The organism is Flavobacterium sp. CF136, assembly GCF_000282055.1.
In the GTDB taxonomy this organism is placed as follows: Bacteria; Bacteroidota; Bacteroidia; order Flavobacteriales; family Flavobacteriaceae; genus Flavobacterium.
In genome coordinates, this window is record NZ_AKJZ01000010.1 from 101,787 (window position 1) to 124,909 (window position 23,123).

A 23,123-nucleotide genomic window follows, 5' to 3' on the forward strand; every position below is an offset into this window, starting at 1 on the left:
TATTTTGTTTCAGGATATGCTTTTGGGTTCAAAGTTTATTAGAGTCAAATGGATAGATTCAACTCTAATAAAGATATTGATTGTATTTTTAGAATCTTATTTAATTAAGATACTTTTAAATTTTGCAATGTTTTTAAGTGCCATTCCGGTTCCGCGAACAACTGCTCTTAATGGATCTTCAGCAATGTAAACAGGTAAATCTGTTTTTTGCGAAATTCGTTTGTCTAAACCTCTTAACATAGATCCACCGCCAGCTAAATAAATACCTGTATTGTAAATATCTGCTGCTAATTCAGGAGGAGTTTGAGATAAAGTTTCCATTACGGCATCTTCAATACGTTGAATCGATTTATCTAACGCTTTGGCAATTTCACGGTATGAAACATCTACTTGTTTTGGTTTACCGGTAAGTAAATCTCTACCCTGAACTGACATGTCTTCTGGAGGACCGTCTAAATCTTCGATAGCAGCTCCAATCTGGATTTTTATTTTCTCAGCAGTACTTTCTCCAACAAAAAGATTGTGTTGTGTACGCATATAATAAACAATATCGTTTGTAAAAACGTCACCTGCAATTTTTACAGATTTGTCACATACAATTCCGCCTAATGCGATAACGGCAATTTCAGTTGTACCACCACCAATATCTACAATCATGTTTCCTTTTGGCTGCATGATATCGATACCAATACCAATTGCTGCTGCCATTGGTTCATGAATCAAATAAACTTCTTTTCCGTTTACTCTCTCACAAGATTCTTTTACTGCACGCATTTCAACCTCAGTAATACCGGACGGAATACATACTACCATTCTTAAAGCTGGAGTAAACATTCTTTTTTTCAATGCCGGAATACTTTTAATGAACATATTGATCATTTTTTCTGAAGCATCAAAATCAGCAATTACACCATCCTTCAAAGGCCTTATGGTCTTGATGTTTTCATGTGTTTTACCTTGCATCATATTGGCTTCCTTACCAACAGCAATGATTTTGCCTGATATTCTATCACGTGCAACGATCGACGGACTATCAATAACAACTTTATCATTATGTATGATTAAAGTGTTTGCGGTACCAAGGTCTATCGCAATATCCTCGGTCATGAAATCAAAAAATCCCATAAGTTTTTTAGGGGTTTAAAATGTTATAAATAATTTATCCAACAAAGTTAAACAAATTAATGTTTAAAATGACGTGTTCCTGTAAATACCATTGCAAGATTATTCTCGTTGCAATAATTTATGCTTAATTCATCTTTTATTGAACCTCCGGGCTGAATTACTGCTGTAATTCCTGCTTTTTTGGCTAATTCTACACAATCAGGAAAAGGAAAAAATGCATCACTTGCCATAGAAGCTCCGGTTAAATCAAATCCAAAAGCTTTTGCCTTATCAACAGCCTGGACTAAAGCATCAACTCTTGAAGTCTGACCAGTTCCTGATGAAATTAATGTTCCGTTTTTTGCAAAAACAATTGTGTTCGATTTTGTGTTTTTACAAATTTTTGAAGCAAATATTAAATCTTCAATTTCAGAAGCGGTAGGCTCTGTAATTGTAACGGTTTTTAAATGCTCTTTAGTATCTGTAATATTATTTCTGTCCTGAATTAACAATCCGTTAAGACATGTCCTAACTTGTCGTGATGGCAATTCAACTTCGTTTAGAACTAATATAATTCTATTTTTCTTTTCCTGTAATACAGCAATTGCATCGTCATCATAACTTGGAGCAATCACGACCTCACAAAATAGTTTATTTATTTCCTGGGCTGTAGCTAAATCTATTTTAGTATTTGCAATTAAAACACCACCGAAAGCAGATGTTGGATCGCAAGCCAAAGCAGCTAAATAAGCTTCGCTGATTGTTTTTCTTGAAGCTAAGCCACAAGCATTATTATGTTTTAAAATAGCAAATGTTGGTCCGTCAGTTTTAAACTCATTAATTAAGTTTACAGCAGCATCAACATCAAGTAAGTTGTTGTAAGATAACTCTTTTCCGTGAACTTTTTTGAACATTGCATCAAAATCTCCAAAAAAGAATCCTTTTTGGTGAGGATTTTCACCGTAACGTAAAACCTGGCCATTGTCAATACTTTCTTTATAGATAGTTTCATCTGTATTGAAATAATTAAAAATAGCTCCGTCATAGTGAGAAGAAACGTGAAAAGCTTTTGTAGCAAATAATCTTCTGTTTTCAAGAGTTGTTGCTCCGTTTTGTTCTGTAATCAAATCTAAAAGCAAACTGTATTCGTTTACCGAAGCAACAATTACCGTATCCTTGAAATTTTTTGCACCGGCACGGATTAATGAAATTCCGCCAATATCAATTTTTTCAATAATATCTTGTTCGCTTGCACCTGAAGCAACTGTTTTTTCAAATGGATACAAATCAACAATTACCAAATCAATCTGCGGAATATCAAATTCCTTCATTTGCTGTACATCACTTTCATTATCCTGACGATTCAAAATTCCGCCAAAAATTTTTGGGTGTAATGTTTTTACCCTTCCACCAAGAATTTCAGGAAAAGAAGTGATATCTTCAACAGGAACGACAGGAATCCCTAAGTTTTTGATGAAATCTTCAGTTCCTCCGGTTGAATAAAGTGTAACGTTTTGTTCATGTAATTTTCTAACGATAGGCTCTAATCCATCTTTCGAAAAAACAGATATTAATGCTGATTGTATTGTTTTAGTTGTGCTCATTGTGTAGTTATAATTTTCAGACTGCAAAAGTAGTTTTTTTTGATAATATATTTAAAGGAATTCTTGTAACATTATGCTAAAAAAATCTACTGATGAGTAAGTTAACTTTTATTAGGTTTTTGTTTTTAATTTATTGAATTTTACTTTATTGAAAAATACGATTATATGCTGGTTTATCTAAGGTTATTAAAAGAAAGTCTGAGTTTTGCCATAAATGCTTTACGAAATAACAAATTGAGAACTCTGTTGTCATTGTTAGGTGTGACTATTGGTATTTTTTCGATTATTGCCGTATTAGCAGCAGTCGATTCTTTAGATCGAAAGATTTCTAAAGATTTGAGCAGTTTAGATAAAAATACGATTTATTTGATGAAATATTGTTTTGGACCGTCGGAAATTCCGCAATGGAAAAGAGAACAATTCCCGAATGTAAAATACGACGAGTACATTAATTTAAAAAATTCTCTTAATAACACAGATCAGGTCGGCTATCAGCTTTTTGTAAATCATGAAAGTCTAAAATATGATTCGAAAACTGTAGCAGATGTAAATATGATTCCGTCTTCATTTGAAATGGTTGATATTGATGGATTAAGTTTTGAAAAAGGAAGATTCTACAATGAATCTGAATCAAATTCGGGAACTCCTGTAATTGTTTTAGGATATGATATTGCTAATGGACTTTTTGGAGAAAGCGATCCCATCGGGAAAAGTATTCGTTTGTATGGTCAACGTTTTACCGTTATTGGTGTGATGGTAAAACAAGGGGCAGGTTTTTTTGGTGATAGTAATGACACTTCTGTTTATTTTCCGGCTAATTTTTTACGCAGAATGTATGGTGATAGCGACGCAATGACACCTGTAATTGTTTTAAAACCTGTAAAAGGAATCGATATGGATGCTTATAAAGCCGAAGTGGCACAAAAACTAAGAGCCATTCGTGGAATGAAAGCAGGAGAGATGGATAATTTTTTCATCAATGTACTTTCAGGTTTTACTGATTTTATTGATGGAATTTTAGGTCAGATGAATGTTGTAGGATGGATTATCAGTGGATTTTCTCTTTTGGTTGGAGGTTTTGGAATCGCTAACATTATGTTTGTTTCTGTAAAAGAGCGCACGAATTTAATAGGAATTCAGAAATCGCTTGGCGCTAAAAACCGATTTATTTTATTTCAGTTTTTATTCGAAGCAATCATTCTTTCTGTAATTGGAGGAATTATAGGATTGCTGATGGTTTGGGGCATTGCATTGATTTTGACAAAAGTACTCGATTTTGAATTTGTTTTGAGTTTTGGAAACATTGTTTTGGGAACAACTTTGGCTGCCCTTATTGGATTAATTTCAGGAATTTTACCTGCGATTTCAGCTGCGAATTTAGATCCGGTTGAAGCGATTAGAACAGGGATGTAATTTCTGAGGTTCTGAGATACTGAGTTGCTAAGGCTCTAAGTTTTATATTTTGGTAGTTTGATTTTTGTTTTATCCCATTTAATATTTTCAAAATCATAATACTCACCATTTTTCTTGTATTTAAAAACAGTATCTTCTTCTTGGGTGGTTTTTCTAATGTGATATGTTTGAATGATGTTGCTTTTTAAGAAATTTAATAAGTAATCATTTTTAATAGTGTCATTTTGGGAAGCAATTATTAGAATTTGTCTGTTTTTCTCTTTTGTTAGAATGTTTTCTGAAATAAAATCATTTAAACTTTTTTGTGGAACTTTGACAATATCTTTTGGTTTTAAATTTAGAAAATGGGGAAGTGTATCATTTTCTTGGCCGTAATTACATAGGATTTGAATATATTCTTTTTGATAATAATATAAATCACCTTTTTTATCAATTATAAGCTGACTTTCACCATAAAATCCTTTTGTTGATGGAAGGACTAATTTACTTTTACTTTCTTTTAATGAGTCTTTATATTTTTGAAGTTTTTGGTTTTCATATGAAATTATATAAGGCTTATTTTTGATAATCTTTTTTTCTTTTTTTGTACAATTCAAAAGAAACAGGCAAATTACAAAACCAATAAAAACTCTTTTCATAAACTAAGATTTGAAATAAAGATATAAAAAAATCCCATTTACTTTTGCAAATGGGATTTTGTGTATTTAGAAGTTAGAAACTATCTAATTTCGTTATTTTGAATCAAGTCGATATACAAATTGATATTGTCTTTTAAATCTTTTCTTGGCGTAATAAAATCAAGGAAACCATGCTCTAAAAGAAACTCAGCAGTTTGAAAACCTTCCGGTAAATCTTTTCCTGTAGTGTCACGAACCACACGCGGTCCGGCAAAACCAATCAAAGCACCTGGCTCAGAGATATTAATGTCTCCTAACATGGCATATGATGCAGTTGTTCCTCCGGTAGTTGGATCTGTACATAAGGAAATGTATGGTAAACCAGCTTCTGCCAGCTGTGCTAATTTTACTGACGTTTTAGCCAATTGCATTAACGAATAAGCAGCTTCCATCATACGGGCTCCGCCAGATTTAGAAATCATTACAAAAGGAAGTTTGTTTTTAATCGCGTGATTAATTCCCCGGGCAATTTTTTCACCTACAACAGCTCCCATTGATCCGCCAATAAAGGCAAAATCCATACAGCAGATTACAAGTTCTTTTCCTTTAGATTTACCCACTCCGGTACGAACAGCATCTTTAAGGTGAGTTTTCTCCATTACATCTTTCAATCGCTCTGCATATTTTTTCGTATCCACAAAATGCAAAGGATCTTTAGATGTCATGTTTTTATCTAATTCAACAAATTCGTTGTTGTCGAATAAAATCTCAAAATAGATAGCGCTTCCAATTCGAACGTGAAAATCATCTTCAGGACTAACAAATAAGTTTCTGGCCAATTCGTCAGCATCAATAATTTTTCCGGTAGGAGATTTGTACCACAATCCTTTCGGAACGTCCATCTTGTCTTCTGTAGCGGTCGTAATCCCTTTTTCCTGTCTTTTAAACCAAGCCATCTTTATAGTATTCAGTGTTCAGTAATCAACTTCAGTGTTCAGTTTTTAATAAACAGTTTTAAATTTTCAGCATTTTTGAACTGAAAACTGAAAACTGTATACTGATCACTTTTTATAATGTATTTACGTTATTCAAATCTGCAAAAGCTTGTTCAAGTCTTGCGTTGAATGTCACTTCGCTTTCACGAACCCATCTTCTTGGGTCATAATATTTTTTGTTAGGAGCATCAGCACCTTCAGGGTTACCGATTTGTGTTTTTAAATAGTCAATATTTTTAACCATATAATCACGGATACCTTCAGTAAATGCAAATTGTAAATCAGTATCGATGTTCATTTTGATAACTCCGTAGCTGATTCCTTCTCTGATTTCTTCAAGTGTAGAACCTGAACCTCCGTGGAAAACGAAATCTACCGGATTATGACCAGTTTTGAATTTGTTTTGAACGAAATCCTGAGAATTTTTTAAGATTTTTGGAGTTAATTTAACGTTTCCTGGTTTGTAAACCCCGTGAACGTTTCCAAAAGCTGCAGCAATAGTAAATTTTGGACTTACTTTAGATAATTCTTCGTAAGCATAAGCTACTTCTTCCGGCTGCGTATATAATTTTGAACTGTCAACATCAGAGTTGTCAACACCATCTTCTTCACCACCTGTAATACCAAGCTCGATTTCTAGTGTCATACCCATTTTGCTCATTCTGGCCAGGTATTCTTTACAGATTTCAATGTTTTCTTCGATTGGCTCCTCAGACAAATCGATCATATGAGAACTGAATAATGGTTTTCCTGTTTCTGCAAAATGTTTTTCAGAAGCATCCAACAAACCATCAATCCAAGGTAATAATTTTTTTGCACAGTGATCAGTATGTAAAATTACTGTTGCGCCGTAAGCTTCTGCTAAAGTATGAATATGTTTTGCTCCTGCAATTCCACCAGCGATTGCTGCTTTTTCACCTGCATTAGATAATCCTTTTCCAGCGTTAAATTGTGCTCCTCCATTTGAAAATTGAATGATAACCGGTGCGTTAAGTTTTGCAGCAGTTTCAAGAACTCCATTGATTGTACTTGAGCCTGTTACATTTACTGCAGGAAGCGCAAATCCTTTTTCTTTTGCATAATTAAAGATTTCCTGTACTTGATCTCCTGTAGCCACTCCTGGTTTAATATTGTGTGCCATTGTAATTTTTTTTAGTTGTTTTTAGGTTTTTAGGTTGCAAAAATAAGAATTAATTAGCATTAGAAAGGATAATTTATCCCAAAATTTAAAACCGAGTGCCCAAAATTGTATTCTTTGAACCAGCGATTACCCGGCTCATGTGCCGGATTATAAGTCTTGAAGCCTAAATCTAAGCGAACAACAAAAAAACTTAAATCATATCGTAAACCAAATCCTGAACCTAAAGCAATTTCAGCTAAATCGTTTAAGTTGTTAAATTTTGCTTTTTCATCGGTTACATTATCAAGTACATTCCAGATATTTCCGGCGTCTGCAAAAATGGCACCTTTTACATCTCCGAAAACTTTAAATCTAAATTCACCACTAAGAGCGATTTTCATGTTTGCTTCATTAAAATCATTTACTGCATCAGTGCTTCCCGGGCCTAAAGCATACGGCTGCCAGGCACGATTGTCATTAGATCCCCCTGCATAATAACTTCGTGAAAACGGAATGTAATCTGAGTTTCCAAAAGGAATTGCGATGCCAAAAAAGGACCTTACCGCTAATACCTTTTCTTTACCAAAATCCCAATGTTTGATATAATCGAATTCGGTTTTTATATATTCTGAATATTCGAGGTTAAATATTTCGTACTTATTATTAGAATTTTTCGCAAAATTTCCGGCAGAAGAAATTAAGGATAACAATGAACCGGCACTTTCTAATTTTGTTTTGAACTGATAAAAATTATTATCTGCTAAATCTTTTTTAGTGGTTTTAGTAAAGGTATAGCTGGAAGCTAAAATAAAGTCGTTTTCGGTAAGTCTGACTCTTCTTTCTTCAATACTTTTTACGTTTTTGTAGTCTTCATCTCCAGGTTTTAACGCAGGAATAACTCCCGATAAAACATCATTCGTAAAGCCTGTAGTTCCCCCATTTATAGTTAAATTTCCATTTTCAATATAAGCAGGATTAGTGTTATAAATACCAGCAATTTTATTTAATTCATCATAAGACGAAGTATAAACCCTAAAATAATTATCAGGATTCAGGTTACGAATATATTGTGCGTTAAGCAAATCTAATTTTGCAGAATTATATCTTTTTGGAGACCAAAGATAGGACAGGCCTCCTGTAAAACTTTCTTTGTCTAAACCAATATTCCTTTGTTTAGAAAAACCTGAAGTTATACCCGTAGAAGGAATCATGCTTTTTGGAATAATTTTCTCAGTTCCAAAAGGCAGTAAGATTCTTGGAAAGTTTAGTTTTAAATCGACCCCATATTCAGAAACATTAAAGAAATTATTGTTTGGATTTGCCATGTCCTTAGAAGAACCAATATTTAAACGGGTTGAAATTTCTAAAGTTTCAGCTCTGTTAAATACATTTCTGATAGTTTCTGAAATACTGGCTCCAATTCCAAAATCCTGAATATTTGAATGAGTTAAATCAAAAGTAGCTCCAAAACTATATTTTTTTCTGGGTGTTAAATAAACATTTGCGATTAATGATTGTGCTGTTGGGTCACGTTTATCAACTTCATATTGTATTGAAGGATAGTTGAAAATTTTCAGATTGTTTAAATAACGTGATGAAAGTGTAGTTCTGAAATCAGCATACGTATTACCTTTTGTGATAAAAATGGCATCTGTAATAGCACGTGGTTTGTATTTTAATTTATCATAACTGTACAGATTAAAGTTGTTGTAAGTTGTACTGTCTTTAACCTGGCTTTTCGCACGGGTAGGAGAATAATCGGTATAGATGTTAACGTCGCTTATTTTATACAATTTAAAAGGTTCAGTCCTGCTTGAATCTTTCTCCTGAATACTGTTGTTTTTGATGATTAAATTGATATCAGCTTTGTTTTTTTTGCCAATAGTATCAATATCAAAAGTAACATAAGTTGGTTGAAAAAAGTAAGCACCATGATTTCTAAAGTAGGTAGTAATGCGGTTTTTTTCTTCTTCAAAATCACTGGTTTTATATTGATTGCCTGATTTTAAAACAGAAGCTTCAGGATTTTTTTTGTACAAAGAGTCTAAAGCCGGAGTGCTTATAGTATTTCTGATAGAATCTAAAGTGTAAACAGTTCCTGTTGTAATATTATAATTTATTTTTGCTTTTTTATATCCTGTAGTGTCAATATTGTAATTTGTTGCGACATTAAAATAACCATTATTGAAATAATACGATTTTAAGCGTAGCAGCGTTTTTTTTGTTTTCGAAGTGTCAATAATTACAGGAGCTTCTCCGGTTCTTTTTAAGAACTCGTGAATTCCTTTATACCAAAAAGACTGTCCAAGACGATCAACCTGTTTAGCAGATAGTATTTTGGATTGACGTTCATATTTGCCTGGATTGTTTTTAAATTTTGCCTGATAAGTTGAGTCGGGATTTAAATTAGCCAGATTATATAAATTCAGACGCAGGCGATAACCTAACAAAGTACCATTTGGTTTTTGATACATCTGATTAAAGGCTACCTCGTCATTTGTAGATTTGCCGTTTACAATAATGTCATTTTTTGTAAGCAGCTTTTTTCCGTCCGGAACTCTTTTTACAGCATTACAAGCGCAAATAAATATTGCTATTAGAATAAATGCTGTTATTTTTGTAAAAATCTTTTTCAAGTGTTTTTAAATATTTAATTCAAAAGTACATTATATTTTATGATTAGTAAAAACCAAATAAAACTTATATCAGGTTTACATCAAAAAAAGCAACGTTTTGCTAATCAGTTATTTTTTGCAGAAGGAGTAAAAGTAATTCAGGAATTGTTGCAATCCAATTTTGAATTAGAACATTTATACACCACACAAAATGATTTTGAGAAGGTCGAATTTTCAAAACGTACTTCTATTACAGAACAAGAGCTTAAAAAAATAAGTGCTTTGTCAACTCCTAATTCCTGTCTGGCAGTATTTAAAATTCCAGACGAAAATCCGATAATTGACTCGGGTTTAATTTTAGCGTTAGATGACATCCGGGATCCGGGAAATTTAGGAACCATTTTAAGGCTTTGCGATTGGTTCGGAATTCAACAAATTGTTTGTTCAAAAGAAACTGTTGATATTTACAATCCAAAGGTAGTGCAGGCTACAATGGGTTCTGTTGCCAGAGTTAATGTAAATTATCTTGACTTAAAAGCTTTAATCGCAAAAACAAAATTGCCTGTATTTGGAACATTTATGAATGGTGAAAACATTTATCAATCCGCATTACCTCAAAACGGAATCATTATTATGGGTAATGAAGCCAATGGAATTTCTGCAGAAATTGAAAAAATGGTAACAAGCCGGCTCACAATTCCCAGATTTGGTGAACTACAAAAAACGGAAAGTTTAAATGTAGCTACTGCCACCGCTATTGTTCTTAGTGAGTTTAAACGAAATAGTTAGGCTTTTGTTTTAATGAAAAGTAAAATTTATTAAAATCGCTCTCGATTTCATAGAATCAATATTATCAGTCCATGGACTATTTGGATTTTGAGCAGTTTTATTGTCACGTATTAATTCATCACTTATACCAAACATACCTCTTATGGAAGGGGAGAAAATAAAGTATTCAGAGAAAATATCTATACCAAAACCAATTTCATAAGCAGAGGTCCAGGGTTTTACTCTGAACTTTCCTTCGAAATTATCATCTTTAGATTTTGAGTTGCTGGATAAATTTAAAGTTGTAGAAAGTCCTCCTGTCAAAAAAGGACGGATGTTTCCAGTACGTAAAGCTGAAAATTTTAATAATAAGGGAAAATGAATATATGTACTGCTAACTTCTCTTAAATAATCATTTTCTGAAGTAAAATTAGGGAAGTACAGATCACGTTTTGTGTAATATAAACCAGGCTCAAAACGCAAATTAACATATTCCTGAAGTCTTAAATCTGCTACAATCCCGACATTAAAACCTGTCGTTTTCTTGACCTGAATATCTTGTGGCACAACTTCTTTATAGTCAATCTTAAAGTCAAAGCTATTAAAACCTAAATAATATCCGAAGTATAGGCGCTGTTTTTGCCAGTTTTCCAGATTAATAATAGGATCTTTGCTAAATATACCTTTAGCAAATTGAGAATATCCTTGTGTAGATAATACTAATAAAATTAAGACTACTGTTTTTTTCATACTATTTTTTAGAAGCAGAATATATGGTTGCAACTCCAAAAGTTTGAGGCATCGCCACAACATTTATAAACCCAATTTTTCTCAAAATATTGTTCAGTGCTTCCCCAAAAGGAAAAACAGCTGCAGATTCTGATAAATATCCATAAGCTGAATTATCTTTAGAGAATAATTTTCCTATAATTGGAAGTATGTACTTGGAGTAAAAACGATATCCTTGTTTATAAGGTGTTTTAACAGGAACCGAAGTTTCCAGAATTACAAACACACCATTAGGTTTTAAAACTCTTAAAATCTCCGCAAAACCTTTTTCTAAATTTTCAAAATTCCGAACACCAAAACCAACTGTTATGGCATCAAAATAATTATCTTCAAAAGGCATGTTTTCAGAATCAGCCAAAACTAATTCAATAATATTTGATAGTTTTTTATCTTCGATTTTTTTTCTGCCAACTTCCAGCATTCCGGCAGAAATATCTAAACCAATAATTTTTTCGGCATTGCTTTGTGCCATTAAAATAGCAAGATCTCCAGTTCCGGTGGCAATATCAAGTATTATCTTTGGTTTTGAATCAGAAACTATTTTCAAAACTTTTTTACGCCATTTTACATCTATACCAAACGAAATTACACGATTTAAACTATCATAATTTCCTGATATAGTATCGAACATTTGTGCAACCTGCTCTTTTTTGCCTAATGTTGAGTTTTTGTATGGAGTTATTTTTTCAGACATTTTTTTTATTTACGCAAATATAACATAAAGTATTTAACTGCAATTGTGTTTCTTAATTAGGTTAGAAATGTTTTTTTCAGGCATCTGGAATTATTTTGTAAAATCACTAAAAGTGGGTATTGCGCGTAAACTATTTAATGGTCAATTTAGCATTGTAAAAATGTTAATATTTTTTCAATGATAAATAGAGATACAATGACCCAAATCAAATGGGTGCTCCTTGCGCTTAGCATCTCATTTGTTCTTGTAAGCTGTTTTGAAAGTACTGTTTTTGAGAGCAGTATTATATTTAAAGCGCAAAATACGTTCTTAGGATTAAATTTGTTTTTGGAAATTTTAATTTTCTTTGCCTTTAGTACCTTCGTGGTATTTGGTATTAAGGGTTTTTTTGAGATGTACTCTCAAAAAATATCAAATGTTATAATATTTCTTTCAGGAGTGTTTTTAATATTTGTAATTTTTATTTTATGTTATCAAATACTGTTTCTGGAGTAGGTCATTGCTCTAATCATTGGATTTAAATAAAAACATCCTCAAGAAATTGAGGATGTTTTTTTATTTTTTGATGTAAGTTTCATACGTATAATCATAAAGATGGGTATCATCTTTAAAATTGGGTTCGGATTCTACCAATTGCCATTCCCTCTCATTAATTTTAGGAAAAAAAGCGTCAGCGTCAAAAGTATGATGAACACGTGTTATTTCAATTATATCAGCATATTGTAATCCTAAAGTATAAATTTCCCCTCCGCCAATGATGTACGAATCTTCATTTTCAGGACAAAGTGCAATAGCTTTTTCAATACTATCTACAACTATACAACCCGCTGGGTTATAATTTTCCTGACGGGAGATTACAATATGTGTTCTGTTGGGTAATGGTTTTGGGAAACTTTCAAAAGTTTTTCTTCCCATGATAATATGGTGATTTGTGGTAAGCGATTTAAATCTTTTAAAATCATTGGGAAGATGCCAAACTAATTTGTTTTTTTTCCCCAGAGCATTGTTTTCGGCAACAGCCGCTATTATTATAATCATAGTATGCTAAAACTAAATTTTATTTTCGGGATTATCATTGATTGAAGATTCCAATTGATTGATTCTTTTTTGTTGAAGGGCAACCAAGCGGTCAATCTGTTCTCTTTCCCATTTTTTGTTCATGAATCTATCCGTTATGTAAACTTTTATAAAGTGCAAAATAAAAATAAAACACCACAAAGTAATAATCCAAATGCACCAATTTTGTTCAGTTCCTATTCTAAAACCAAAAAAATGATCAGCAACAAATAAAAACAGGCTTCCTAACAGGAAAAGGACAAAATGAAAATATAATCCTTTTTTTTGCCTGATTCTTTTACGGGCATACTCGTATTGTTCATGCACTTCTTTTTCCATAATTTAATTCTAATAGATTATAAAGTTATAATTTATTTTGAAAACATGCTATCTTAGAATAAATATTATTACATCAAAACAGCCCTTAAATCCGAATTAATAAATTTGGAAAGGTCTAAATTGGTGATATTGTAAAAAAAACGCTTCTAATTGCTATAATCATAAATCGTATTAAAGGACATTGTTTACTCAAATGAATTTGCGAACTTTGAGTATAAATCTAAAAATGAAATAGTTATGTCTTTAAAAAAGCAATTTGTAAAAACAAAACCAGTTTGTAAAGTAACATTTGCAATTGAAGCGAAAGACGCTGGTTCAGCCGCTGTAGTTGGAGATTTTAACAACTGGAATATTGAAGAAGGAACTTTAAGTAAGTTGAAAAATGGAACTTTTAAGGCAACTTATGATTTAGTTAAAGATGCTATATATGAGTTTAAATATGTAATTGACGGGATTTATGTGAATGATCCTGAAGCAGATTCATATAAATGGAATGATTTTGCCGGAAGTGAAAATAGTGTTTTAGTAGTATAAAAAAATCCGCTTTTTAGCGGATTTTATATTTATACAGCAACATTTCCTTTTATCCCGGCATGCGGCTCGTAATCTAAAAGTGTAAAATCATTATAATCAAAATCAAAAATATTTTTGATTTCAGGATTTAAAATCATTTTTGGCAATGGCTTTGGTTCTCTTGTTAATTGCAATTCTAATTGTTCAAAATGATTATTGTAAATATGTGCATCTCCAAAAGTGTGGATAAATTCACATGGTTCTAAATCACAAACCTGTGCAATCATCATTGTTAAAAGTGCGTAAGAAGCAATGTTAAAAGGAACTCCTAAAAAAATATCAGCACTTCTTTGGTATAATTGACAGGATAATTTTCCTTTTGTTTCTCCTTTTTCAGGATCAGGACTGCTCACGTAAAACTGAAAAAAGGCATGGCAGGGAGGTAATGCAGCTTTGTTATTGGCTACATTTTCTTCAAATGATTTTTTTGTATCCGGAAGAACTGATGGATTCCATGCGGAAACTAACATTCTTCGGCTATTCGGATTTGTTTTTAGTTCAGTAATTAACTCAGAAATCTGATCAATTTCCTCACTATTCCAATTACGCCATTGGTGTCCGTAAACAGGTCCTAAATTTCCTTTGGAATCTGCCCAGGCATCCCAAATTTTTACTCCGTTTTCCTGAAGATAAGCAATATTGGTGTCACCCTTTAAAAACCAAAGTAATTCGTAAATAATGGATTTTAAGTGTAATTTTTTGGTTGTAACCATTGGGAAACCTTCACTTAAATCAAAACGCATCTGGTATCCAAAAACACTCTTTGTTCCTGTACCCGTTCGATCCCCTTTTTGACAGCCGTTTTCTAAAACATGCTGTACTAAATCTAAGTATTGCTTCATTTTGTTTTGGCTTTGTGACTTACGCTACAGGCTTTAAGCTTATTGCCTAAAGCTGTATATAAAATTTATCTTTTTGAAATTTCGTCTCTAATTTTAGCAGCTTTTTCGTAATCTTCCTGAGAAACTGCCTGATCTAAAAGTTCATTTAATTCTTGTAAAGTGTGCGTTGCATAAACATCACCTGATTGATTAGTTTCTTCTTCGTGTCCGAAAGTTTCTGGATTCGAAAGTACATCATCAATTTCCTGTGAACCCGGGTCTGTCTCTGCTGTATTTGATTTTAAATAAATTCCGGCTTTATCCAAAATATTTTTATAAGTAAAAATCGGAGCACTAAATCGTAATGCCAATGCAATAGCATCAGATGTTCTGGCATCAATAATTTCTTCGATTTTATCTCTTTCGCAGATTAGGCTGGAATAAAAAACGCCATCGACCAATTTATGAATGATAACCTGTTTTACTACAATATCAAATCTTTCGGCGAAGTTTTTGAATAAATCGTGTGTTAATGGGCGAGGAGGTTTAATTTCTTTTTCTAAGGCAATAGCAATCGACTGGGCTTCAAAAGCACCAATTACAATTGGTAATTTTCTCTCGCCATCAACTTCATTCAAAATTAGGGCATAAGCGCCATTTTGAGTTTGACTGTATGATATTCCTTTTATAGATAATTTTACTAGACTCATATGTATGGGTAAAAAGGGCAATTTACTGCCTCAATTTAATACTTTTTTTGATTGGAAAATAAAGTTGCAATTTTAATCAAAAAATATGGAACAAAAAAGCTACCTAAAGCAAAGATACGATTATCTTATTTTTAGGTAGCTATATTTGCAGAGAATTTCTAAATTATGAATGCTGTGCTTTAAAAGCTTTTAATTTCTCAGTTAATTTTGGTACAATTTCAAAAGCATCTCCAACTATACCGTAATCAGCTACTTTAAAGAATGGTGCTTCAGGGTCATTATTGATTACTACTTTTACTTTTGATGAGTTGATACCTGCAATATGCTGAATTGCTCCGGAAATTCCTACTGCAATATATAAATTAGTTGCAACTGGTTTTCCAGTTTGTCCAACGTGTTCACTATGAGGTCTCCATCCTAGATCAGAAACGGGTTTAGAACATGCAGTTGCTGCACCTAAAACAGCAGCTAAATCTTCGATTAATCCCCAGTTTTCAGGACCTTTTAATCCGCGTCCACCAGAAACTACGATATCAGCATCAGCGATAGATACTTTTCCTGATCCTTTTTCTACAGATTCTACTTTTACACCAAAGTCATTGTCTCCTATGGTTGGATTAAAATCTTCTTCGGTTGCTGATCCTGCATTTTCGAAAATTCCGTATGAGTTTTTAGCTAAACCAAGAACTTTTACATCTGTATTGATTTCGGTGATATTGAATGCTTTGTTTGAGAAAGCGTTTCTTTTTACCTGAAAAGGAGAAGTGCTTACCGGTAATCCAACAACATTTGAAGCAAATCCGGCATTTAGAGCTACTGCAACTAATGATGAAAGATAAATACTGTCTGTTGTAGAAGAGAGTAAAACTACTTTTGTTCCTTCTTTTTCAGCAGCTTGTTTGATAACATCGGCATAAGCCTTTGCTGTAAAACCTGTTAATTTATCGTTAGTAACTTTTAATACTTTGTCAACGCCGTATTTTGATAATTCGCTTACGTCGCCAGTATTAACTGTTAAAGCGGTAACGGTCGTTCCTAAAGTTTCTGCTACTTTTTTAGCGTATGAAGCTAATTCAAAAGCTACTTTTTTAAATTTTCCTTCTGCAGATTCTGCATATATTAATATTGACATAATTTTTTGTTTAGAAGTTTAAAGTTTCAGTTTTCAGGTTGTTCCTGAAAACTGCGACTGAATACTGATTACTAGATTACTTTCGCCTCGTTGTGTAATAAATTGATTAATTCATCCAAATTGTCAGCTGAAACTAATTTTACTGCTGATTTTGGAGCTGGTTTTTCAAATTTTACCGCTTTTGTATTTACAGGAGCATCAACCGGTTCAAGAATAGTAAGTGCTTTTGTTCTTGCAGTCATAATTCCTCTCATGTTCGGAATACGCAAATCTTTTTCTTCAACAAGTCCTTTTTGGCCTCCAATAATTAAAGGTAAAGTAGTGCTTACAGTTTCTTTTCCACCATCAATTTCACGAATTGCTTTTACGTTGTTACCATCAACAGTTATGCCTGTGCAGGAGTTTAAAAAGTTAGAGCCTAAAATTCCCGAAATCATTCCAGGAACCATTCCTCCGTTATAATCTAAAGATTCTTTACCGGCAATTACCAAATCATAACCTCCGTTTTTAATTACTTCAGCAAGTTGTTTTGCAACAAAAAAACCATCAGTTGGGTTTGCATTTACACGAATTGCTTCGTTGGCACCAATAGCAAGGGCTTTACGTAAAGTTGGCTCAGTATCAGGGCCTCCAACGTTTACAACAGTTACAGTGGCACCTTGTTGTTCCTGAAACCAGATTGCACGTGTCAGACCAAACTCATCATTAGGATTGATTACATATTGTACACCGTTGGTATCGAATTCTGAATCACCATTGGAGAAGTTAATTTTTGAAGTAGTATCAGGTACATGACTGATGCAAACTAATATTTTCATAAGTATATATTTTATATTTATAATATTCTTTTACAAATTTAGAATTTAATTTGGAATAATTATACTATGCATGCATAATATTTTGTAAAACTATTACGTTTTCGGAAATTGTTGGTTTATTAATGTAATGTGAGGTTATATTTTGATTTTTTAGAGATGTAATTATTGAGGAATTTAGATATAAAAAAAATGTCTTCTTCAAAGGATTTTTCGAAGAAGACATTTTGAAAGATATTTTTAATATAATTACTCTTTAAAATAATTATTCTTTAAATAACGTATTAAGCCAGAAATTAAAATTAGTCCAAAGCAAGCTGCGCTGAAATACAATACGTAGTTTTTAATGTTGTTATTGTTGTTTAACAATTGCATAATAAAGAATACAATTAGCGAAGCTGTTCCAGCTATTCTTAGATATAATATAATTTTTTTTAAACTCTTTTCCATATTTTGTTCTGAAATATTCATTAATCGTTTTCTTTGCCTGGTTCTTCACTTTCTCCAGGAGGGAGTTGCTCTGGGACTTGTCTAATCCAGCCAGTTGGGTTGCTTCCACCATTTCCACTAGGAATACTTATAAAGCCTGTGTAAGTTATATTGTTAGAATTTGTCATTGAAAATGATCCAATACCTATAGAGCTAGAAAATTGACCACTAACTTGAAAAGCGAGAACTCCATTCTGAGTATATGTATTGACTCCTGTTTGTGTATAAGTATTACCTAATGCATATCCATATGATCCAGACGAAACGGATACTTCAGTTATCTGACCTGCTGAATTTGTGTTGTAATCTATTCTAATATAAACATTTGAGGCAGGAAATGTATTGTCAAAATATACTGTCGTAGAGTATTTATATGGTGGATCTTCCTCATTGGAACCGGAAGTTTTATTTGTTTTTTGTTGGTTTTTGTAAGAATTGTAGGTATTGGTTATAAGTTCACTTATTGCATTATTATCTTTACTAATTAGTGAGCTATTGATGTTTTTGATTTTTACTGTCTTAAGAGTTTTTTCATATTGAGTTAGAATCTTTTTAAGCTCTATTGTTGTAGAGACTTTAAAAATTGGGGTTTCTGAGTCTGAATTAGAAAATTTAAAATGGTGTTCTTTTGCGATATGTTGTACTTCTTCTGCATTTGTTTCTTGTTTAAGAGATTCATTGTCACTGCAGCTGAAACAAATTAAAACTTGTAAAAATAATAATAAATATTTTTTTTTCATAAAGTTGTGCTTTTGGTTAAATTCAACTGTAGCAAATGTAATAGAAGTTTTATAAAAAATAAATGTAACGCTGATTTTTCTGAATTTATTTTTATAAAAAAGATGGTTTATATCGTTTTCGTAAATATCACAATAAATTTTAAAAAGTTAAAACCTAAAGATAGTGAGAAGTTAGTGTCATTTTAAATTCAATTTATGCTTTTAAGTTATTTAAAATATTTATTTTTGCTCATCAGAAAAAAGAACATAAAATACAACTATGAGAACAATACAATTTAGAGAGGCCATTTGCGAAGCGATGAGTGAAGAAATGCGTCACGATGAATCCATATATTTAATGGGCGAAGAAGTTGCAGAATATAACGGAGCTTACAAGGCTTCAAAAGGAATGCTTGCTGAGTTTGGTGAAAAAAGAGTGATTGATACTCCAATTGCTGAACTTGGTTTTACAGGAATTGCAGTAGGATCAGCTATGAATGGTTGTCGTCCTATTGTAGAATATATGACTTTCAACTTCTGTTTAGTTGGTATTGATCAAATTATAAATAACGCTGCCAAAATGCGTCAGATGACAGGAGGGCAATTTAATGTGCCTATCGTTTTTCGCGGACCAACTGCTTCTGCAGGTCAATTAGGAGCAACTCACTCACAAGCTTTAGAAAACTGGTTTGCCAACACTCCGGGTCTTAAAGTTATTGTGCCTTCAACGCCTTATGATGCGAAAGGACTTTTAAAATCTGCAATTCGTGATAATGATCCTGTAATTTTTATGGAATCTGAGCAAATGTATGGTGATAAAGGTGAAGTGCCGGACGGAGAATATACAATTCCACTTGGAGTTGCAGATATTAAACGTGAAGGTACAGATGTAACTATCGTTTCTTTTGGGAAAATCATCAAAGAAGCTTTTATCGCTGCTGATGAATTGGCTAAAGAAGGAATTTCATGTGAAATTATCGATTTAAGAACTGTTCGTCCAATGGATAACGAAGCGATCTTAAAATCAGTTAAAAAAACAAACCGTTTGGTAATTTTAGAAGAAGCATGGCCATTCGCAAGTATTTCTTCTGAAATAACATATATTGTACAAGAGCAGGCTTTCGATTTTCTTGATGCGCCAATTCAGCGTATCACGACAGCAGATACTCCGGCTCCTTACTCTCCTGTTTTACTGAAAGATTGGTTGCCAAATGCAGCTGATGTAGTAAAAGCAGTAAAGAAAGTAATGTACAAATAGTCAAATAAACAATACTTATAAAACTTCATCAGTCAGATTAATTGATGAAGTTTTTTTTTGCACGTTATGAAAAAAGTAATTTTACTAGGTCTATTTTTTGTATTTGCTTTTGCAAATATTGCCTTTGCACAGACAAAAGTGAGCGGAATTGTTTTAGATAAATCTAATCAGCCAATCCCGTTTGCAAATATTGTTTTCAAAGGTTCAAATACTGGAATAGTTTCTAATGAAGACGGACGATTTTATTTAGAATCACCTAATGATTATACCGCTTTACTAGTTACTTCGGCAGGATTTTCAGATAAAGAAGTTCCTTTGGAAAAAGCAGTAAATTATGATTTTAAAATTGTTTTAAATGAACCTGAAGCACTTAATGAAGTCGTAATTTTTACCGGAAAAACATCCAAGAAAAATAATCCGGCGTTAGATATATTGAGAAAAATCTGGGAGAGAAAGCGTAAAAACGGTTTGTACCAGTTTAATCAATATCAAATGCAGAAGTATGAGAAAGTCGAATTTGATATGAATACGATCGACAGTGCTTTCATGAAAAATAAACTCTTTAAAGGAATGGAGTTTGTTTTCAATCATGTTGATACTTCTGATGTTACAGGAAAAACATATCTGCCAATTTTTATTAATGAATCTGTTTATGATGTTTACGGAGATAACAAATTAAAGAAGGTAAAAGAAAATATGACCGGAAATAAAATGTCCGGTTTTAACGGAAATCAACAGATTTTATCTTTCGTAAAAGATCTTTATTCAGATTATAATATTTACGATAATCACCTTAAGTTTTTTGATAAGAGTTTTACAAGTCCTCTTTCAAAAACAGGAATCGACGTTTACAATTATGTCTTGAAAGACAGTGCATTTATTGATAAAAAATGGTGTTATAATATTGTTTTTTACCCTAGGCGGAAAAACGAATTAACCTTTAAAGGGGATTTTTGGGTAAATGATACCACTTTTGCTATCAAAAAAATTAATATGGGTGTTACTAAAAGCGCTAATATTAACTGGGTAAAAGATATTTATATCGAGCAGGAATTTGATGTAGAAAATGATTCGATTTTTTTATTGACAAGAGATTATATGATGTCTGATTTTGCTTTAAATAAAAAAGAAAAGTCAAAAGGAGTTTACGGTAAACGAACAACGTTATTCCGAAATCATAAATTCAATGTTCAAAAGCCTGAGAAATTTTATAAAGAAGAAGTCAATTTTATAGACAACGCTGTTTATGACCGACCGCCTGAATTTTGGAAGGAAAATCGTTTTGAAAAATTGAATAAAGATGAAGCAGGTATTTATAAAATGCTTGATACTTTGCAAACTGTCAAAAGGTTTAAGCAGCTTTATAGTCTCGTCTCCATTTTAGGAAGCGGTTATGTCGAGTTTAAAAACTTTGATTATGGGCCTATTTTTTCCACATTTGGTTATAATGAGGTAGAAGGTTTCCGAGTGCGTGTAGGAGGGCGAACTTATTTTGGACCAAATGACCCATGGCGTGTGCAAGCCTATACAGCTTATGGTTTTGATGATAATAAATTTAAATATGGAGTTTCCGGGAAATGGATGGTTGACAAGAAAAAACGCATCATTATTTCGGGAGGGAACAGGCGTGATATAGAGCAGATTGGAGCCAGTTTAACCACTACAAATGATATTTTAGGACGAAGTTTTGCTTCATCAGCTTTATTTACATCAGGCAGTAACGGAAAATTAACGAATATTAATTTGAGTAGTGTTTCCTTTGAAATTGAGCCATTGAAGAATTTTGTTGTACAGGCAGGATTTTCTTATCGAACATTAGAATCGGCTTCAAAGACTTTTAGTTTAGATTATTACACCACTTTACCTACAATAGCAAATCCTGCGGGAATTGTGGAAAGTAAAGTAATTCAATCAGAAGCTAATATTCAATTTGAATTTATGCCAAACCGTAAAACTATTGGTTTTGGGGTAGAGCGAGATCTGGTTGATAGTCCGTTTAGTCATTTCTTTATTAATTTCAGCTATGGTCTTAAAGGAGTTTTAAAAAGCGACTTTGCTTATGAAAAAGTGCAGTTATACTATAAACAGCCTATTGTTATTGGTCCGCTAGGAAGATCAAATATTATTCTTGAAACCGGAAAAACATTTGGTACAATCCCGTTAGGATTAATGAGTGTAATTCCCGGAAACCAGACCTATTTTACGATAGATAACACTTTTAGTAATTTAAATTTCTATGAGTTTATATCAGATGAGTACGTAACTTTGCAATGGAACCATGATTTTGGAGGAAGGTTATTTGCGAGAATTCCATTTATGAGAAAATTAAACTGGCGTGAATTTGTTGGTGTAAAAAGCGTTTATGGAACGATTTCTGGTGCCAATAGAGAGATTAATGCTTCAGGATTGCCATATAATGCGCCAGAAAAAGTATATTGGGAATACAATGCCGGAATCGGAAATATCTTCAAAGTATTCCGAATCGATTTTTCGTGGAGAGGTAATTATTTAAATACTCCGGATGCTAGTAAATTTGCAGTAAAAGGATCTTTCGGATTCTATTTCTAAAAACTATATTGTCAGGTTGAGCGAAGTCGAAACCTTTTAATAATCTCGCAAAGACGCCAAGTCGCTAAGTTTTATTCTTAGAGATTTGGCGTTTTTGAGTTTTTAAGCAAGCTCAAAGTATTTCACGCAGATTTTGCAGATTTAAGCTGATAAATTTTAGATTTAAAAAATATAAATCAGCCCTATCTGCAAAATCTGTGTGCAAAAAATTTTGTGTTTTTGTGTCTTTGCGAGAATTTGTTTCATTTTTCTTATTTTTGAATCAACAGCAAAAGATAAGTAATGCGGGAAGCCATCGATTTTTTATTAACCAAAAATCCAATATTTCAGGAAATCATTGAGAAATACGGATTACCTCCAATTCCAAAACGTCCTCAGGGTTTTGAAACTTTGGTATTGCTAATTCTTGAACAACAAGTTTCAATAGATTCGGCGAAAGCCACATTTTTAAAAATCAAAGCACATACAACTTGTAATCCTGAAACAATGATTGTTTTACCGGACGAAGAATTTAGAATGCTCGGAGTTAGCCGTCAAAAAACAAAATACATCAAAATCTTGGCAGAAGCCGTTTTAAACAAGGAACTGGACATTGAAAGCTTGGCAATGAAATCGGCAAAACAAGTTAGGGAAGAGCTCATAAAATTAAAAGGTATCGGAAATTGGACTATCGATATTTATCTCATGTTCTGTTTGCAGGAACCGGATTTAATTCCGCTTGGCGATATTGCAGTAGTCAATACAATCAAAGAATTGCTTAATATCCACGACAAACAGGAGATGGAAATTCATGCCGAACAATGGAGCCCATATCGATCTTATGCCACATATTTGCTTTGGCATTATTACTTAAACAAACGAAATCGAAAAATTACGTATTAACTATCTGTTATGTAAAAGGAAACTATATTAATTAATGAATAA

At 32.6% G+C, this 23,123-nt stretch carries 21 protein-coding genes; 6 read left to right on the forward strand and 15 right to left on the reverse strand.

The window, feature by feature from the left end:
• Positions 1–96: 96 nt before the first annotated feature.
• Both PMI10_RS04130 and purH read right to left on the reverse strand, forming a co-directional pair.
• Complete coding sequence (locus tag PMI10_RS04130) at positions 97–1,125, reverse strand: rod shape-determining protein (RefSeq protein WP_007804822.1); 1,029 nt, start codon at positions 1,123–1,125, stop codon at positions 97–99.
• A 56-nt stretch (positions 1,126–1,181) separates the two neighbouring features.
• The gene (gene purH / locus PMI10_RS04135; protein WP_035631339.1) at positions 1,182–2,708 is read right to left on the reverse strand and encodes a bifunctional phosphoribosylaminoimidazolecarboxamide formyltransferase/IMP cyclohydrolase; all 1,527 of its coding nucleotides are present in this window, start codon (positions 2,706–2,708) and stop codon (positions 1,182–1,184) included.
• A gap of 165 nt (positions 2,709–2,873) precedes the next feature.
• Between purH and PMI10_RS04140 the strand changes: the two genes are divergently transcribed.
• Positions 2,874–4,121 (forward strand): ABC transporter permease, encoded by a 1,248-nt coding sequence (locus PMI10_RS04140; RefSeq protein WP_007804826.1) that lies wholly within the window; start codon positions 2,874–2,876, stop codon positions 4,119–4,121.
• A gap of 35 nt (positions 4,122–4,156) precedes the next feature.
• Here the strand turns inward: PMI10_RS04140 and PMI10_RS04145 are convergent, their stop codons facing one another.
• The 4 genes from PMI10_RS04145 to PMI10_RS04160 form a co-directional block, all read right to left on the reverse strand.
• Positions 4,157–4,717: a hypothetical protein gene (locus tag PMI10_RS04145; protein WP_157489705.1), complete on the reverse strand. Its 561-nt coding sequence runs from the start codon at positions 4,715–4,717 to the stop codon at positions 4,157–4,159.
• A 122-nt stretch (positions 4,718–4,839) separates the two neighbouring features.
• Positions 4,840–5,694: an acetyl-CoA carboxylase, carboxyltransferase subunit beta gene (gene accD, locus PMI10_RS04150; RefSeq protein ID WP_007804830.1), complete on the reverse strand. Its 855-nt coding sequence runs from the start codon at positions 5,692–5,694 to the stop codon at positions 4,840–4,842.
• A gap of 112 nt (positions 5,695–5,806) precedes the next feature.
• Positions 5,807–6,874 carry a class II fructose-bisphosphate aldolase gene (fbaA, locus tag PMI10_RS04155; RefSeq protein WP_007804832.1) on the reverse strand — a complete coding sequence of 356 codons (1,068 nt, stop codon included), beginning with the start codon at positions 6,872–6,874 and terminating at the stop codon, positions 5,807–5,809.
• A gap of 59 nt (positions 6,875–6,933) precedes the next feature.
• Positions 6,934–9,489, reverse strand: coding sequence for a translocation and assembly module lipoprotein TamL (locus tag PMI10_RS04160; RefSeq protein WP_007804834.1), 2,556 nt, complete (start codon positions 9,487–9,489; stop codon positions 6,934–6,936).
• Positions 9,490–9,528: 39 nt separating this feature from the next.
• On the opposite strand from PMI10_RS04160, the gene PMI10_RS04165 reads away from it, so the two are divergent.
• Entirely contained in the window at positions 9,529–10,257 is a 729-nt protein-coding gene (locus tag PMI10_RS04165) for a TrmH family RNA methyltransferase (RefSeq protein ID WP_007804836.1), read from the forward strand.
• Positions 10,258–10,266: 9 nt separating this feature from the next.
• On the opposite strand, the gene PMI10_RS04170 is transcribed toward PMI10_RS04165, so the two are convergent.
• From PMI10_RS04170 to PMI10_RS04190, 4 genes are all read right to left on the reverse strand, one after another.
• Positions 10,267–10,986: a type IX secretion/gliding motility protein PorT/SprT gene (locus tag PMI10_RS04170; RefSeq protein WP_007804838.1), complete on the reverse strand. Its 720-nt coding sequence runs from the start codon at positions 10,984–10,986 to the stop codon at positions 10,267–10,269.
• 1 nt (position 10,987) lies between these two features.
• Positions 10,988–11,719 (reverse strand): bifunctional demethylmenaquinone methyltransferase/2-methoxy-6-polyprenyl-1,4-benzoquinol methylase UbiE, encoded by a 732-nt coding sequence (gene ubiE, locus PMI10_RS04175; RefSeq protein ID WP_007804841.1) that lies wholly within the window; start codon positions 11,717–11,719, stop codon positions 10,988–10,990.
• A gap of 555 nt (positions 11,720–12,274) precedes the next feature.
• Positions 12,275–12,757 (reverse strand): dihydrofolate reductase, encoded by a 483-nt coding sequence (locus tag PMI10_RS04185; protein WP_007804845.1) that lies wholly within the window; start codon positions 12,755–12,757, stop codon positions 12,275–12,277.
• 12 nt (positions 12,758–12,769) lie between these two features.
• A complete protein-coding gene (locus PMI10_RS04190; protein ID WP_007804848.1) occupies positions 12,770–13,114 on the reverse strand; it encodes a 2TM domain-containing protein in 345 nt (114 codons plus the stop codon).
• 237 nt (positions 13,115–13,351) lie between these two features.
• On the opposite strand from PMI10_RS04190, the gene PMI10_RS04195 reads away from it, so the two are divergent.
• Positions 13,352–13,648 (forward strand): isoamylase early set domain-containing protein, encoded by a 297-nt coding sequence (locus PMI10_RS04195; RefSeq protein WP_007804851.1) that lies wholly within the window; start codon positions 13,352–13,354, stop codon positions 13,646–13,648.
• 29 nt (positions 13,649–13,677) lie between these two features.
• On the opposite strand, the gene PMI10_RS04200 is transcribed toward PMI10_RS04195, so the two are convergent.
• The 5 genes from PMI10_RS04200 to PMI10_RS04220 form a co-directional block, all read right to left on the reverse strand.
• A complete protein-coding gene (locus tag PMI10_RS04200) occupies positions 13,678–14,529 on the reverse strand; it encodes a thymidylate synthase (protein ID WP_007804853.1) in 852 nt (283 codons plus the stop codon).
• Positions 14,530–14,594: 65 nt separating this feature from the next.
• The gene (locus PMI10_RS04205; protein ID WP_007804855.1) at positions 14,595–15,218 is read right to left on the reverse strand and encodes a bifunctional nuclease domain-containing protein; all 624 of its coding nucleotides are present in this window, start codon (positions 15,216–15,218) and stop codon (positions 14,595–14,597) included.
• 163 nt (positions 15,219–15,381) lie between these two features.
• Positions 15,382–16,350: an electron transfer flavoprotein subunit alpha/FixB family protein gene (locus tag PMI10_RS04210; protein ID WP_007804857.1), complete on the reverse strand. Its 969-nt coding sequence runs from the start codon at positions 16,348–16,350 to the stop codon at positions 15,382–15,384.
• Positions 16,351–16,421: 71 nt separating this feature from the next.
• Positions 16,422–17,168: an electron transfer flavoprotein subunit beta/FixA family protein gene (locus tag PMI10_RS04215; RefSeq protein WP_007804859.1), complete on the reverse strand. Its 747-nt coding sequence runs from the start codon at positions 17,166–17,168 to the stop codon at positions 16,422–16,424.
• 467 nt (positions 17,169–17,635) lie between these two features.
• Complete coding sequence (locus PMI10_RS04220) at positions 17,636–18,394, reverse strand: hypothetical protein (protein ID WP_007804865.1); 759 nt, start codon at positions 18,392–18,394, stop codon at positions 17,636–17,638.
• A gap of 259 nt (positions 18,395–18,653) precedes the next feature.
• Between PMI10_RS04220 and PMI10_RS04225 the strand changes: the two genes are divergently transcribed.
• From PMI10_RS04225 to PMI10_RS04235, 3 genes are all read left to right on the forward strand, one after another.
• Positions 18,654–19,631: a pyruvate dehydrogenase complex E1 component subunit beta gene (locus tag PMI10_RS04225; protein ID WP_007804867.1), complete on the forward strand. Its 978-nt coding sequence runs from the start codon at positions 18,654–18,656 to the stop codon at positions 19,629–19,631.
• 66 nt (positions 19,632–19,697) lie between these two features.
• On the forward strand, positions 19,698–22,199 hold the full coding sequence (locus PMI10_RS04230; protein ID WP_007804869.1) for a DUF5686 family protein: 2,502 nt from the start codon (positions 19,698–19,700) through the stop codon (positions 22,197–22,199).
• A gap of 282 nt (positions 22,200–22,481) precedes the next feature.
• A complete protein-coding gene (locus tag PMI10_RS04235) occupies positions 22,482–23,081 on the forward strand; it encodes a DNA-3-methyladenine glycosylase family protein (RefSeq protein WP_007804870.1) in 600 nt (199 codons plus the stop codon).
• Positions 23,082–23,123 lie beyond the last annotated feature (42 nt).

What these genes read in the sequence shown, in the direction of transcription:
- PMI10_RS04210 (WP_007804857.1), bottom strand. Translation starts at nt 16,350, where the DNA reads ATGTCAATATTAATATATGCAGAATCTGCAGAAGGAAAATTTAAAAAA.
- fbaA (WP_007804832.1), bottom strand. Translation starts at nt 6,874, where the DNA reads ATGGCACACAATATTAAACCAGGAGTGGCTACAGGAGATCAAGTACAG.
- purH (WP_035631339.1), bottom strand. Translation starts at nt 2,708, where the DNA reads ATGAGCACAACTAAAACAATACAATCAGCATTAATATCTGTTTTTTCG.
- PMI10_RS04195 (WP_007804851.1), top strand. Translation starts at nt 13,352, where the DNA reads ATGTCTTTAAAAAAGCAATTTGTAAAAACAAAACCAGTTTGTAAAGTA.
- PMI10_RS04130 (WP_007804822.1), bottom strand. Translation starts at nt 1,125, where the DNA reads ATGGGATTTTTTGATTTCATGACCGAGGATATTGCGATAGACCTTGGT.
- PMI10_RS04205 (WP_007804855.1), bottom strand. Translation starts at nt 15,218, where the DNA reads ATGAGTCTAGTAAAATTATCTATAAAAGGAATATCATACAGTCAAACT.
- PMI10_RS04140 (WP_007804826.1), top strand. Translation starts at nt 2,874, where the DNA reads ATGCTGGTTTATCTAAGGTTATTAAAAGAAAGTCTGAGTTTTGCCATA.
- PMI10_RS04185 (WP_007804845.1), bottom strand. Translation starts at nt 12,757, where the DNA reads ATGATTATAATAATAGCGGCTGTTGCCGAAAACAATGCTCTGGGGAAA.
- accD (WP_007804830.1), bottom strand. Translation starts at nt 5,694, where the DNA reads ATGGCTTGGTTTAAAAGACAGGAAAAAGGGATTACGACCGCTACAGAA.
- PMI10_RS04230 (WP_007804869.1), top strand. Translation starts at nt 19,698, where the DNA reads ATGAAAAAAGTAATTTTACTAGGTCTATTTTTTGTATTTGCTTTTGCA.
- PMI10_RS04190 (WP_007804848.1), bottom strand. Translation starts at nt 13,114, where the DNA reads ATGGAAAAAGAAGTGCATGAACAATACGAGTATGCCCGTAAAAGAATC.
- PMI10_RS04225 (WP_007804867.1), top strand. Translation starts at nt 18,654, where the DNA reads ATGAGAACAATACAATTTAGAGAGGCCATTTGCGAAGCGATGAGTGAA.
- PMI10_RS04200 (WP_007804853.1), bottom strand. Translation starts at nt 14,529, where the DNA reads ATGAAGCAATACTTAGATTTAGTACAGCATGTTTTAGAAAACGGCTGT.
- PMI10_RS04215 (WP_007804859.1), bottom strand. Translation starts at nt 17,168, where the DNA reads ATGAAAATATTAGTTTGCATCAGTCATGTACCTGATACTACTTCAAAA.
- ubiE (WP_007804841.1), bottom strand. Translation starts at nt 11,719, where the DNA reads ATGTCTGAAAAAATAACTCCATACAAAAACTCAACATTAGGCAAAAAA.
- PMI10_RS04170 (WP_007804838.1), bottom strand. Translation starts at nt 10,986, where the DNA reads ATGAAAAAAACAGTAGTCTTAATTTTATTAGTATTATCTACACAAGGA.
- PMI10_RS04235 (WP_007804870.1), top strand. Translation starts at nt 22,482, where the DNA reads ATGCGGGAAGCCATCGATTTTTTATTAACCAAAAATCCAATATTTCAG.
- PMI10_RS04165 (WP_007804836.1), top strand. Translation starts at nt 9,529, where the DNA reads ATGATTAGTAAAAACCAAATAAAACTTATATCAGGTTTACATCAAAAA.
- PMI10_RS04220 (WP_007804865.1), bottom strand. Translation starts at nt 18,394, where the DNA reads ATGAAAAAAAAATATTTATTATTATTTTTACAAGTTTTAATTTGTTTC.